Origin of the sequence: Frigoribacterium sp. RIT-PI-h (assembly GCF_001297205.1) — a bacterium.
Classification (GTDB): Bacteria; Actinomycetota; Actinomycetes; order Actinomycetales; family Microbacteriaceae; genus Frigoribacterium.
Genome location: NZ_LHOZ01000120.1, coordinates 1 through 11,897, shown reverse-complemented (window position 1 = coordinate 11,897; position 11,897 = coordinate 1). Strand labels below are relative to the sequence as shown.

General features: G+C 72.0%; 14 protein-coding genes. 4 read left to right on the top strand and 10 right to left on the bottom strand.

Going from position 1 to position 11,897, the window contains the following annotated elements:
• The 3 genes from AEQ27_RS15550 to AEQ27_RS15540 all read right to left on the bottom strand — a co-directional run.
• Positions 1-873 (bottom strand): ABC transporter permease (locus AEQ27_RS15550; RefSeq protein WP_054147496.1); only part of this gene is annotated, 873 nt, incomplete at its 3' end.
• A complete protein-coding gene (locus AEQ27_RS15545) occupies positions 870-1,823 on the bottom strand; it encodes an ABC transporter permease (RefSeq protein WP_054147495.1) in 954 nt (317 codons plus the stop codon). The genes AEQ27_RS15545 and AEQ27_RS15550, both read right to left, overlap by 4 nt.
• Positions 1,820-3,319 (bottom strand): ABC transporter substrate-binding protein, encoded by a 1,500-nt coding sequence (locus AEQ27_RS15540; RefSeq protein ID WP_054147494.1) that lies wholly within the window; start codon positions 3,317-3,319, stop codon positions 1,820-1,822. The genes AEQ27_RS15545 and AEQ27_RS15540 overlap by 4 nt, the downstream gene beginning before the upstream one ends.
• A 285-nt stretch (positions 3,320-3,604) precedes the next feature.
• Between AEQ27_RS15540 and AEQ27_RS15535 the strand changes: the two genes are divergently transcribed.
• Together AEQ27_RS15535 and AEQ27_RS15530 are read left to right on the top strand one after the other, a co-directional pair.
• The gene (locus tag AEQ27_RS15535; protein ID WP_054147493.1) at positions 3,605-4,033 is read left to right on the top strand and encodes an SIP domain-containing protein; all 429 of its coding nucleotides are present in this window, start codon (positions 3,605-3,607) and stop codon (positions 4,031-4,033) included.
• A gap of 13 nt (positions 4,034-4,046) precedes the next feature.
• Positions 4,047-4,997, top strand: coding sequence for a siderophore-interacting protein (locus AEQ27_RS15530; RefSeq protein WP_054147492.1), 951 nt, complete (start codon positions 4,047-4,049; stop codon positions 4,995-4,997).
• A 73-nt stretch (positions 4,998-5,070) separates the two neighbouring features.
• On the opposite strand, the gene AEQ27_RS15525 is transcribed toward AEQ27_RS15530, so the two are convergent.
• The 3 genes from AEQ27_RS15525 to AEQ27_RS15515 are packed head-to-tail and all read right to left on the bottom strand — an operon-like array spanning position 5,071 to position 7,642.
• Positions 5,071-5,892, bottom strand: a complete 822-nt coding sequence (locus AEQ27_RS15525) for an SDR family NAD(P)-dependent oxidoreductase (RefSeq protein ID WP_054147491.1) — start codon at positions 5,890-5,892, stop codon at positions 5,071-5,073.
• The gene (locus tag AEQ27_RS15520) at positions 5,889-6,245 is read right to left on the bottom strand and encodes a Fe-S oxidoreductase (RefSeq protein WP_200908388.1); all 357 of its coding nucleotides are present in this window, start codon (positions 6,243-6,245) and stop codon (positions 5,889-5,891) included. The genes AEQ27_RS15525 and AEQ27_RS15520 overlap by 4 nt, the downstream gene beginning before the upstream one ends.
• The gene (locus AEQ27_RS15515; RefSeq protein ID WP_054147490.1) at positions 6,242-7,642 is read right to left on the bottom strand and encodes an NAD(P)/FAD-dependent oxidoreductase; all 1,401 of its coding nucleotides are present in this window, start codon (positions 7,640-7,642) and stop codon (positions 6,242-6,244) included. Before AEQ27_RS15515 ends, AEQ27_RS15520 begins: the two co-directional genes overlap by 4 nt.
• Before the next feature lie 193 nt (positions 7,643-7,835).
• Here AEQ27_RS15515 and AEQ27_RS15510 point away from each other — a divergent pair, with 193 nt between their 5' ends.
• Positions 7,836-8,006: a CsbD family protein gene (locus tag AEQ27_RS15510; RefSeq protein ID WP_043595102.1), complete on the top strand. Its 171-nt coding sequence runs from the start codon at positions 7,836-7,838 to the stop codon at positions 8,004-8,006.
• A gap of 81 nt (positions 8,007-8,087) precedes the next feature.
• On the opposite strand, the gene AEQ27_RS15505 is transcribed toward AEQ27_RS15510, so the two are convergent.
• The 4 genes from AEQ27_RS15505 to AEQ27_RS15490 all read right to left on the bottom strand — a co-directional run bounded on the left by AEQ27_RS15505 (position 8,088) and on the right by AEQ27_RS15490 (position 11,620).
• Positions 8,088-8,858, bottom strand: a complete 771-nt coding sequence (locus tag AEQ27_RS15505; protein ID WP_369813672.1) for a crotonase/enoyl-CoA hydratase family protein — start codon at positions 8,856-8,858, stop codon at positions 8,088-8,090.
• Between the two features lie 62 nt (positions 8,859-8,920).
• Positions 8,921-9,697: an arginase family protein gene (locus AEQ27_RS15500; RefSeq protein WP_054147488.1), complete on the bottom strand. Its 777-nt coding sequence runs from the start codon at positions 9,695-9,697 to the stop codon at positions 8,921-8,923.
• Positions 9,609-10,901, bottom strand: coding sequence for a hypothetical protein (locus tag AEQ27_RS15495; protein ID WP_152970414.1), 1,293 nt, complete (start codon positions 10,899-10,901; stop codon positions 9,609-9,611). The genes AEQ27_RS15500 and AEQ27_RS15495 overlap by 89 nt, the downstream gene beginning before the upstream one ends.
• Positions 10,898-11,620 (bottom strand): PspA/IM30 family protein, encoded by a 723-nt coding sequence (locus tag AEQ27_RS15490; protein ID WP_054147486.1) that lies wholly within the window; start codon positions 11,618-11,620, stop codon positions 10,898-10,900. The genes AEQ27_RS15495 and AEQ27_RS15490 overlap by 4 nt, the downstream gene beginning before the upstream one ends.
• An 18-nt stretch (positions 11,621-11,638) precedes the next feature.
• Here AEQ27_RS15490 and AEQ27_RS18460 point away from each other — a divergent pair.
• Positions 11,639-11,897, top strand: a 259-nt coding sequence (locus tag AEQ27_RS18460) for a PspA/IM30 family protein (protein ID WP_369813671.1), incomplete at its 3' end; no start/stop codon positions are given.

The following is an 11,897-nucleotide window of genomic DNA, read 5'->3' as shown; positions in this document are numbered from 1 at the left end:
GGTCGCCGGATCGACCGGGACGTCGCGTCCCGCACGGCGGGACCGCAGCCGCGGGTCGGGGGCGTCGCGCACGGCGTCGCCCAGCAGGTTGAGCGCCAGGACGGTCAGCGTGATGGCCAGTCCGGGCCAGACCACCGAGCCGGGGTGCACGCCGATGAACTTCTGCAGGTCGCTCAGCAGACGCCCCCACGAGGCGGTGTCGGCGGGGGCGCCGTAGCCGAGGAACGACAGTCCCGCCTCGGCGAGCACGCTCGTGGCCATCGACAGCGAGAGCTGGACGACGAAGACGGGCGCGATGTTCGGCAGCACGTGGCGACGCAGCACGGCCCCGGTGCCGAGCCCGTTCGCCCGGGCGGCGAGCACGTAGTCGGTCCGCGCGACCTGGCGGATCTCGGACCGGCTGACCCGGGCGATCGTCAAGCCGTAGCCGACGCCCACCGCGACGACCACGACGGTGAGCGACCCGCCGAACGCCGCGGCGAGGGCCATGGCGATGAGGAGCGTGGGGAACGCCACGAGCACGTCGATCAGCACGGCGACCGACTCGCGCACCCAACGCGCCGTCAACGAGCCCAGGGCGGCCAGGCCGACCCCGACCACGGTGGCGACCACGCCCGAGGCGACGGCGACCACGACCGTCGTGCCGGTCGCGGCGAAGACGTAGCTGAAGATGTCCCGGCCGACCGAGTCGGTGCCGAAGGGGTGCCCGACCGAGGGCGTCAGCCAGGCCGAGTACGGGTCGGTGTCGAACGGGTCGAGCGGCGTCCAGAACCGGCTGACCAGGGCCGACAGGACGATCAGGGTCGACCAGCCGACCCCGAACGCGCCCTGCGGTCGACGCAGCAGTTCGCGGACGAACGCACCGCGCCTCATCGGTCGCCCTCGCGGAGGCGCGGGTCGAGCCGCCGGTGCACGACGTCGATCACGAGGCCGATGAACAGCACGAGCGTGGTCAGCGTCATCAGCTCACCCTGCACCTTGGTCAGGTCGCGGCGACCGACGTCGGTTACCAACATGCGGCCGAGCCCCGGCAGCGTGAAGAGCTGCTCGATGACGACGGCCGACACGATCAGGCCGGCCACCTGCAGGCCGAGGATCGACACCACGCTGAGCATGACGTTCGGCAGTCCGTGCCGCACGAGGGCACGCGACCGGGTCATGCCGTTGGCGGCGGCCGTCCGCACGTAGTCCTGGTCGAGGGCCCCGAGCGCCGCCGAGCGCGTGAAGCGCAGCAGCACGGCCCCCTCGACGATGCCGATGGTCAGGGCCGGCAGCACGAGCGAGCGCAGCGCCCGCCCGGGCTCGCTCCAGCCGTCGGCCGGGAAGCCCTGCGTGGGCAGCAGCCGCAGCGTCACGGCGAAGACGCCGATCAGCAGCATGCCCGCCCAGACGACCGGGACGGCCGCCAGCAGCTGGGCCCCCGTGCCGAGGACGACCCCGGAGGCGCGGCCGCGGCGGAGTGCGCTCGTCACGCCGAGCGGGATGCCGATCAGCAACCCGAAGACCAGGGAGAGCGCCGCGAGCGGAAGGGTGACGGCCAGCTTGTCGAGCACCTCGTCGATCACCGGCGTGCCCGTGACGAGCGATTCACCCAGGTCGAGTCGCACCAGCCCGCCGGCCCAGTCGAGGTACTGCACCACGACGGGACGGTCGAGGCCGAGCTGCTGACGCAGGGCGGCCACCTGCTCGGGCGAGCCGGTCGTCCCGGCGATCGCCTGGGCGACGTCGCCCGGCAGTAACCGCAGCGTCGCGAAGATCAGCACGCTCGCGACGGCCAGCCCCCCGACGAAGAGGAGCAGGCGGCCGACGACGAAGCGGCTCACTCCGCCGTGGCCAGGTCAGCCAGGTCGAGGCGGGTCGTGGTCGAGCTCGTCGGGAACCCGGTGACGCCGTCGTGGATCGCCGTCAGCGTGGTGGCCGTGTAGAGCCACTCGGCGGGGGCGTCCTCGGAGACGATCTCCGCCGCCTCCGCCAACTTCTCGTCGGCGACCTGCGGGTCGGTGGCCGCGATCGACTCGGCGTAGAGCTGCTGCACGGGCGCACTGTCGTAGCCCCAGTAGTAGTCCGGGTTCGCCCAGTTCGAGAAGTCGTGGGTCTCGGCGTGGTTCACCATGCTGAGCTCGAAGTCCTTGTTGACGTAGACGTCGTCGAGCCAGGTGCTGAAGTCGACCTGCTGCACCGTCAACGTGACGCCGACGGCCTTGAGCTGCGTCGTCAGCACGTCACCGATCGCGGTCGGGTAGACGTTGGGGTACTCGAGGCTCAGCGCCAGGTCGCCGTCGTGGCCGGCCTCGGCGAGCAGGCTCTTCGCCTCGTCGGGGTCGTAGGCGTCGACGCTCGTGAGGTCCGCGTAGCCGGGGTCGAGCTCGGGGATCGGGCCGCCCTGGTCGACGGCCGACCCTCCGACGGCGGCGATCAGCGCGTCGTTGTCGATCGCCAGCCGCAGGGCCTTGCGGACCTTCGCGTCGGTGAACGGTGCGACGGCGTTGTTGAACGCGAGGGTGTACTTGTCGGTCGTCTTGCCCTTCTCGAGCGTGATGCCGTCCACGCCGTCGAGCTGGCTCGACAGGGTCGCGTCGACCGCCGTCTGCACGTCGACGTCGCCCGAGATCGAGGCGTTGATCGCCGCGGACGGGTCGGTCACGTAGCGGAAGGTCACGCCCGCGACCTTCGCCGGGGTGCCCCAGTAGTCGTCGAAGCGCCCGAGCTGCAGGTTGTCGCCCTGTCGCCAGCTCGTCAGTTCGAAGGGGCCGGTGCCGTTCGCCGTGGTCGACAGGTCGTTCGTCGCCGACTGCTGCAGCACGAGACCGGCTCGCCCCGTGAGGTTGAACAGCAGGGACGAGTCGGGTCGCGAGAGCGTGAGCACGACGGTGTCGGCGGCGGGCGCCGTGATGGTCGAGACGGCGGCGAGGTCGGCGTGGTTCGCGAGCGAGGCGTCGTCCTTGACCTGCGACAGCGACCAGACGACGTCCTCCGCCGTCATCGCGGCACCGTCGTGGAAGGTCACGCCGTCGTGCAGCGTGAACGTGTAGGTGAGGCCGTCGTCGCTGACCGTGTGGCTCGCGGCCAGCACGTCGCGGATCTCGTTGTCCTGCGTGCGGCCGACGAGGCCCTGGTAGACGTTGTCGATCAACACCTGGTCGAGTGCGATGCCCGCCGTGGTGCGGATGTCGAGGTCGCTCGGCTCGAGCACGAGACCGACCGTGACGGTCGCGTCGGGGTCGGGGGTGCCCGATCCGTCGGGGGACGAGGCGGACGAGCAGCCCGTCACGATGAGCAACAGCGCGGCGACGGCGGCGGAGAGGGGGAGGGTGCGCACCTGGTGGGGCCTTCCGGGGATGGCCGTGGCGGATCGTCCACGGCGACGAGGGACCGGGGGCGCGGGAGAGCCCCTCGGTCGTTCGGCGGGGGAGTCCCGGTCGCTGCTGAACCGGTCCACGCGATCCGCCACCGTGTTGCTGTCGGACACGGCACGGCCCCTTGTGCCGGGCGTCGCTGACGGACTCCCGAACCCGACAGAACTTACCATCACGGCAGCGAGGTCGCTGTCAATCGAGAGACCCGTGTGGCGGATGAGGCAAGCCTTACCTATATTGGAGGGGACATGTTCCTCGTAGACCAGAACCCGCCCCTGCCGCACGACGCCCTGCGCGTCCTGTTCGCCGCAGACGCGACGTCGATCCCCGTCCTGCGAGAGATGCTCTCGGTCCTGCCGATCTGCGCCCGGGGTCAGGTGTTCGTCGAGGTCGAGAGCGCCGACGACGTCGTGCCGCTCACCTCGCCGGGTCGCGTCACGGTCACCTGGCTCGCCCGTGACCGCCGCTCGGGCGTCCCCGGCCCCGGCCCCGCCTGTGCCCCCGGCCAGGCCCTCGAGCGGGCGGTCCGGGCCTGGCTCGGCGAGATGTACGTCGAACCCGAGACCGTCGCGACGGGTGAGCACGTCGTCTGGATCGGTGGCCCGCCATCGTTCGCCTACGACCTGCGGCACGACCTGCACGAGCTCTTCCACGTCGGCACCCCCGCCGACGCCTGACCGGCGCCCCTCGATGACGATCACGTCCACCGGCACCGCCACCGCCACCGTCGAGCGCCCGGCGAAGCCGGCCCACCGTCCCTACCGCGTCCGGGTCGCGGCCGTCCGTCGCCTCGCCCCCTCGTTCGTGCGCATCACCTTCACCGGCGACGACCTGGGCGACTTCGGCGTCGACGGCCTCGACCAGCGCATCAAGGTCGTCCTGCCTCTCGAGGCCACCGGCTACGACACGTTCCCCACCGACGACTGGTACGCCTCGTGGCGCGCCCTGCCGCCCGAGCAGCAGAACGCCTTCCGCACCTACACCGCGCGAGCCGCGCGCCCCGCGCTGCGCGAGGTCGACGTCGACTTCGTCTGCCACGGTGACACCGGGCCTGCCTCGGCCTGGGCCGGTCGTGCACGGGTCGGCGACGACCTCATGCTGATCGGTCCCGACGCGACGAGCGGCGTCACGGGCAGCGGGGTCGAGTGGTCTCCCGGTGACGCGCGTACCGTGCTGTTGGCCGGCGACGAGACGGCGGCCCCGGCGATCTGCTCCATCGTCGAGGCGTTGCCGGCCGACGCCAAGGGGTGCGTCTTCATCGAGGTCCCGACCGCGGCCGACGAGCTCGACCTCGTCGCGCCTCCCGGGGTGGACGTCCACTGGCTGCCCCGTCGCGACGCGACGTCCGGCCACGGTGAGGCCTTGGTCATCGCCGTCCGTCGCTGGACGGCCCGCTACGTCACCGCCTGGCACCACGGCGTCGAGGTGAGCGAGGTCGACGTCGACCACGACCTGCTCTGGGACGTCCCGCAGGGCGACGATCCGCACGGTGCCGCCGTCAGCTCCGACCTCTACGCCTGGTTCGCGGGCGAGGCGGGGGCGATCAAGACGCTCCGTCGCTTCCTCGTCAGCGAGGTCGGCATCGACCGGCGCCAGGTCGCCTTCATGGGCTACTGGCGGGTCGGCAAGTCCGAGTCCTGACGCGAGGCCCCCGAGAACGCAGGAGGCGCGACCACCTCGGTCGCGCCTCCTGCGCTTCGCTCCCGGGTCGCGCCTAGACCTCGGCGGGCAGGCCGACGAGCTCGGAGCTGCGCTCCCAGAGGGCCTCGGCGAGCAGCGGGTCGGTCGCTTGACGGTGCAGGCGGCCGTGTGGCTTCAACTGGTCGAAGTAGGTGCCGCTCTCGACCGCGATCGTCGTGGGCCCGGCGAGCTGGACCAGCGGCACGGCACCGGCCGAGGCCGAGATGCCGTAGTTGCCGTTGGTCAGCACGTTCGCGACCCGCATGGAGCGGGAGTCCGAACCGAACCCGGTGACCACGATGCCCGGGTGGAACGAGAACGCCTCGAGCCCGGTGCGCTTCGCGAGCTCGCGGATGAAGAGGACGGTCTCGATCTTGGTCGTGCCGTACTGGCGCCACCCACCGCCCCAGCGACGTTTCGACCAGTTGAGGTCGTCGAGCCGCACGTGGCCCAGCAGGTTGGCCGTGCTGGCTGTCGAGACCACGCGGCCCCCGCTCTCGACGAGACGGGGCAGCAGCAGTCGAGTGAGCAGGAACGGCGCCAGGTGGTTCGACTGCAGGGTGCGCTCGAAGCCGTCCGCCGTGACGCCCCGTTCGCTGACGAGACCGCCGGCGTTGTTCGCGAGGGCGTCGATCCGGGGGTAGCGGTCGAGCAAGCGGTCGGCCAGCGACCGGACGTCGTCGAGCCGGTCGTAGTCGACCAGGAAGGCCGTCCCGCCCACCTCGTCGGCGACGGCCCGCGTGCGCTCGGGGTTGCGCCCGACGACGCCGATCTCGGCGCCGCCCTTCGCGAGCTCGCGGGCGGCCTCGCGGCCGATGCCGCTGCTCGCCCCGGTGATGATCACGGTGCGGGTCATCGATATCCGCCCTTCTCGAGGCCGGCCTCGATCTCGAATCTGTTCGACAGCGGGTCGCTGCCGGCCAGGAAGTACAGTACGGGCATCAGCATGCCGTACGTCTGCCACTGACGGACGTGCACGGCCTCGTGTTCGAGGACGTGCGGCCCGTCGTTGTCCCGGGTGAGGTACACCCGACCGACGCAGGTGCCGCCGCGCTTGAACGCCCAGCGGGGCAGTCCGCGGCACACGATCAGGTCACCGACCACGCGGCCGCGTCCGACGCTGAGCGGCACCCCGACCGCGAGCCCCACGGCCGTGGCCCAGGCGCAGCCGAGCCTCGAGATCGGGGAGTCGATCAGCGGGTTCCTCACGGACGGCCGTACGCGTCCAGCAGTCGCAGCCAGACCTCGCTGACCGTGGGGTACGAGGGGACGGCGTGCCAGAGCCGGTCGATCGGCACCTCGCCGACGACCGCGATCGTGGCGGCGTGCAGCAGGTCGCTGACGTCCGGGCCGACGAAGGTGGCGCCGACGATCACCTTGCGGGTCTCGTCGACGACCAGGCGCGCCTGACCCTCGTACTCGTCCGAGTGGATCGCCGAACCGGCGCCCGCCGCGAGGTCGTAGTCCACGACCCTGACGTCGATGCCGCGCTTGCCGGCGGCGTCGGCGGTGAGGCCGACGCTCGCGACCTCGGGGTCGGTGAAGGTGACCTGCGGCACGGCCGCGTCGTCGGCCGTGGCGACGTGGGCACCCCACGGCTCGGCCTGCACCGGCTTGCCGAACGCGCGGGCGGCGATGACCTCGCCGGTGGCACGGGCCTGGTACTTGCCCTGGTGGGTCAGCAGCGCGCGGTGGTTGACGTCGCCCACGCCGTAGAGCCAGTCGGTGCCCTTCACGAGCATGGTGTCGTCGACGTCGAGCCACTCGCCGGGGGTCAGCCCGACGTTCTCGAGGCCAAGGTCGGAGGTGCGGGGCACGCGGCCGGTCGCGACGATGATCTCGTCGGCGAGCACCGTGGAGTCGTCGTCGAGGGTGACCTCGACCGTGTCGTGCTCGGTGCGCAACACGTTCGAGGGCGAGACGCCGAGGCGCACGTCGACGCCGAGTCCGCGCAGCGAGTCGGCGACGCGTTCGCCGGCGAAGGGCTCCTGCCCGCCGAGCAGACCGCTGCGCGCGATCAGGGTGACGGTCGAGCCGAGCTGCTGGAACGCCGTGGCCATCTCGGCCGCGACGACGCCGCCGCCCACGATGACGACGCTCTGCGGCATCGACTTCACGCTGGTGGCCTCGCGGCTGGTCCAGGGCTTCGCCTCGGCCAGGCCGGGGATGTCGGGCAGCAGCGCCGACGATCCGGTCACCGCGGCGACGGCGTACTTCGCCTGGTGCACCTCGCCGTTCACCGTGACCTCTTTCACGCCGGTGATCGTGGCGTGCCCGCGGATCAGGTCGATGCCGGCACCTTCGACCCAGTCGGCCTGGCCCGAGTCGTCCCAGTTGCTGGTGAACGAGTCACGGCGACGCAGCACGGCGGCGACGTCGACGTCGCCGGTCACGGCCTGCTTGGCCCCGTCGAGCGACTTGGCGGCACGGACGACGGCGCTGGACCGCAGGAGCGCCTTGGACGGCATGCAGGCCCAGTACGAGCACTCGCCGCCGACGAGCTCGGCTTCGACGAGGCCCACCTTGAGGCCGCTGCGGGTGGCGTAGTCGGCCACGTTCTCGCCGACAGCGCCGGCTCCGATCACGATGAGGTCATAAGTCGTCATGGCCCCGACGTTAGTCTCCCCACGGCACGTGTTCCCAGGCGGTGCGCCCGGGGCACGTGGCCGTTTCGTGAATCGCTCCTGGGTCTTTCCTGAACGGCCTGAGCGCGATTCCGGAGGCGCGGGTAACGTCCCCGACATCAGCGCACCACCGCGATCCTTGCGGCGGAGCGCGTCAACCTACGAGGAGGCACACATGGGACTCGACGACAAGATCAAGAACGCCGCTCAGGACATCGCCGGCAAGGCGAAAGAGGCTCTCGGCGACCGCAAGGGCGACGACGAGCTGAAGGCCGAGGGTCAGAAGGACCAGGCCGGTGCCTCCGCCAAGAAGGTCGGCGAAGACGTCAAGGACGTCTTCAAGTAGGCCGATCCGCCTCGTTCTCGGGCCCGTCCACCCTCCGGGGTGGGCGGGCTCTTTCATGTGCCCACGGCCGAGGAGGCGCGGTCAGCGTCCCGTGAACTCGGCGGCGGTCCGCGAGACGAAGGCCTCGAACCCGATCCGGGCGTCGTCGGAGGCGAGCAGCCGCACGAGCTCGGGCTGCAGTCGGGCCTCGGCCGCGGCATCGCCCTCGCGCACCGCGAGCCGGGCGTTCGCCAGCGTCGCCTGGACGGCCAGGGGAGCCTGCGCCGCGATCCGTCGGGCGAGGTCGAGGGCGTGGTCGAAAGCCGACCCGACGTCGACCAGGTCTTGCACGACTCCGATGCGCCGCGCCTCCTCGGCGTCGAGGAGGTCACCCGTCAGCAGGTAGCGCATGGCGTCGCCCCAACCGACCCGGCGGGGGAGGCGGATGGTCGCGCCGCCGAACGGGAGGATCGCCCGGCTCACCTCGATCTGACCGAAGCGGGCGTCGCGGCTCGCCACCACGACGTCGCTCGCCAGGGCGAGTTCGACGCCCAGCGTCAGGCAGGTGCCCTGCACGGCCATGACCCCCGGCTTGCTCACCTGGCGACCGTGCACCTGCCACGGATCGAGGCCGCCCTCGGGGACGACGTCGAGGCCCTCCGCGGTCACCGCGGGCACGACGTCGCCGAGGTCGAGGCCGGCGGTGAAGTGGTCGCCGTGGGCGAAGAGCAGCCCGACGCGCAGGTCGGGGTCGCGGTCGAGCTCGCCGTAGGCCAGGGCCAGCTCGCGCAGCATCCGGAGGTCGGCGGCGTTGCGCTTCTCGGGACGGTCGAGGCCGATCAGCAGCACGTGGCCGTCGCGGTCGACCGTCACGCGCGGACGGTCGCCGCCAGAGGCGGCGGGGGCTGCCGGGGCGGCGTTCGGCGGGCCGGCGCTCATCTCGCCAGGGCCCCGCGGATGCGCCGGATCGCGCCCATGGCGGCGGAGGCCGCCGCGGCGTCGACCGGTGCGAACGAGCACAGGCCGGCACCGACGAGGGTGAACCGCTCCTTCAGGGCCGTGATCGTCTCGATCAGGACGCTCAGCTCGAGGCCGAACGGCTGGGGGTCGAGCAGGCCCTCGATCACTCCCGGGTCGAGCACGTCGAGGTCGGCGTGCAGGTAGACCTCGGTGGCCCCCGAGGCCTCGACGGCGGCGGCCCCCTCGGTGGGGTCGAAGTCGAGCGACGACGCCGTGGGGACGTGACGGCTCTCGATGTAGCGGTCTTCGGCGTCGTCGTAGCTGCGCGCCCCGGCGAGCACCACCCGGGCGGGGGCGAGCGGCTCGGGCGTCGGGCCGGGGCCGATGGTCGGGAGGGCTTCGGGGGCGTCGCCGATCAGAACCCTCAGCACCATGCCGCTGAAGGCACCGCTCTCGCTGCTGCGAGGGCTGTGGAGGTCGGGGTGGGCGTCGAACCAGACGACGGCGGTGCGAGGGGTGACGGCGTGACGGACGGCCGCGAACTCGACGCCGCAGTCGCCGCCCACCACGATCGCGGGGGAGTCGTCGGTCCGCAGCTCGCGTCCGACCGACTCGGCGATGGTGAGCACCGACGAGAGCCGGTGCACCCGCGTCCCGAGAGAGTCACCCGCACCCACCGGGACCTCGACCACGGTGGTGGCCGTCGACGGCAGGTCGCCGAGGATCGCGTAGGCGCCCTCGGCGAGCCGCATCGCGCGCGACGACGGCGAACCCCGCCACTGTGGAACCACGACGAACCCCACGGGCGACCGTCTGCCACGGGCGGGTGCCCGTGCTCCCGGTCCAGGGGCGACTCAGTGCACCGACGGCGCGCCCGAGGGGCCCCCGCCCGACGAACCGTTGCCAGAGGGTGGCGTAGACGAGCGTGAGGACGACGGCGCCGACCAGGTGGCCCAGGGGCAAGCCGTAGGCGGCGGTCGGGTCGGACAGCCGGTACACGGTGAACAGCGGTGCGGTGATCAGCACGTGTGCCGTGTAGACGGTGAGCGGTTGAGCGCCCGTGGCCGCGAGGGGTCGCAGGACGGCGCGGACGACCGCAGCCGCGCCTCCTCGTCCCTGGCCGTGGGGCGTCACGGGACGACGCGCGGTGGTGGCGAGCAACAGCAGCCCAAGCACGGCGGCGGCGACGCCGCCCGAGCCCACGATCTCGGCCGGCATGCCCTCGTGGTCGGCCGGGTCGAGCCAGGGGACCGAGGAGGCGCCGGGCAGGAAGCGCGCCGAGTACCCCACGATGGCGGCCGACGTCCCGACGACGAGCAGCGTGACCTGGGTGCGGGTGCGGGTCAGGTCGGAACGCGCCGCGGCGAGACCGACGAGCAGGAACGGCGTCCAGACCAGAGCCGGGTAGGCGCCGACCAGCAGGGCCTGGGTCGCGAGGCCGGCGGCGCCGGACAGCGCGGTGTCGCCGTAGGCGTCGACGGGGACGAACGAGGCCAGCCACGGGGCCACGACGGCGAGCAGCGCGGCGGCCGCCAACAGTACGGCTCGGGGGGCGTACAGCAGCCCCAGCGCCAGGACGAACATGACGCCGTAGTACGGCAGGATCACCAGGAGGTAGGGGTTCCAGGCCTGCAGTGCGAGGCCCAGCACGATCAGCAGGCCGGCCCGGATGGCGATGCCGCCGACGATCCGCCCTCGACCGCCGCGGGGCGTCGGTCGGGCGCCGCCCGACACGAGCCCGAGCGAGACCCCGGCGAGGGTCGCGAAGAGGATCGCCGACCGCCCGTCGAAGACGCGCTCGTCGAGCAGCAGGCGAGGCCACATGTGGGCGGCGAACATGCCGATCACGGCGAGGCCGCGGGCGACGTCGACGCCCATCAGGCGGGGTGCCGCCCGGCGCGCCGGCACGGGCGGGACGTCCACCGGTGCCGGCGTGCGGGGCAGCGGCTGGCTCACTTGTCGAGCGCGCCGAGCTTGAGGGCGGCGAGGCGTGCGTCGACCTCGGTCTGCTCGCCGAGGTCGTCGAGGCTCTCGAACTGCGCGTCGAGGCTCGAGGCGGCGAGCTCTTGACGACCGAGCATCTTGGCCTCTTCGCGGCGGACCTTGTCCTCGAAGCGGCTGATCTCGCTCGTCGGGTCGAGGATGTCGATGCTCTGGACGGCGTCGGCGACCTTGGTCTGCGCCTCGACGGTCTTCGAGCGTGCGTTGAGCTCGTCGCGCTTGGCGGCGAGCTGGTCGAGCTTGGACCGCATGCCGGTGAGGCCCGTCTTGAGCTTGTCGACGACGTCGGTCTGGGAGGCGATCTGCGGTTCGGCGGTCTTCGCCTCTTTCTCGCTCTGCAACTGCTTGCCGAGGGCCACGCGGGCGAGGGCGTCGAACTTGTCGGCGTCGACCGTGTTGCCCGACGAACGCAGTTCGTCGGCCTTGTTGCTCGCGGCCAGTGCCTTGCGCTCCCAATCCGCGGCGGCGGCGACGTCCTCGGCGTGGTCCTGCTCGAGCAGGCGCAGGTTGCCGATGGTGGTCGCGACGGCCTCTTCGGCCTCGGCGATGCTGTTGGTGTAGTCGCGGACCATCTGGTCCAGCATCTTGCTGGGGTCCTCGGCCTGGTCGAGCAGGCTGTTGATGTTCGCGCGGGTCAGTTGCGCGATGCGTCCGAAGATCGACTGCTTTGCCATGGTGCGTCCTTTCGAGAGGTGGTGCCGTGGGGTGGTGCTCGTCGTACTCGTGGTGCCGCCCGCACGAGCGGCACCACGAGTACGACGAGCCCCACCCCACGGCACCACCTCTCGGAAGGACGCACCCAGGCAAAGCAGTCGATCTTCGGACGCCTCGCGCAACCGACCCGCGCGGACATCAACAGCCTGCCCGACCCGGCCGAGGACCCCACCCAGATGCTGGAACAGATGCGCCGCGGCTACCACAACCACAACCCCCGCGCCGGCGAGGGCGTCG

Excerpts from the sequence above, each read along its gene's own strand:
- AEQ27_RS15490 (WP_054147486.1), bottom strand. The coding sequence starts at position 11,620 with ATGGCAAAGCAGTCGATCTTCGGACGCATCGCGCAACTGACCCGCGCG.
- AEQ27_RS15530 (WP_054147492.1), top strand. The coding sequence starts at position 4,047 with ATGACGATCACGTCCACCGGCACCGCCACCGCCACCGTCGAGCGCCCG.
- AEQ27_RS15500 (WP_054147488.1), bottom strand. The coding sequence starts at position 9,697 with ATGCGGCTCGCCGAGGGCGCCTACGCGATCCTCGGCGACCTGCCGTCG.
- AEQ27_RS15515 (WP_054147490.1), bottom strand. The coding sequence starts at position 7,642 with ATGACGACTTATGACCTCATCGTGATCGGAGCCGGCGCTGTCGGCGAG.
- AEQ27_RS15525 (WP_054147491.1), bottom strand. The coding sequence starts at position 5,892 with ATGACCCGCACCGTGATCATCACCGGGGCGAGCAGCGGCATCGGCCGC.
- AEQ27_RS15510 (WP_043595102.1), top strand. The coding sequence starts at position 7,836 with ATGGGACTCGACGACAAGATCAAGAACGCCGCTCAGGACATCGCCGGC.
- AEQ27_RS15535 (WP_054147493.1), top strand. The coding sequence starts at position 3,605 with ATGTTCCTCGTAGACCAGAACCCGCCCCTGCCGCACGACGCCCTGCGC.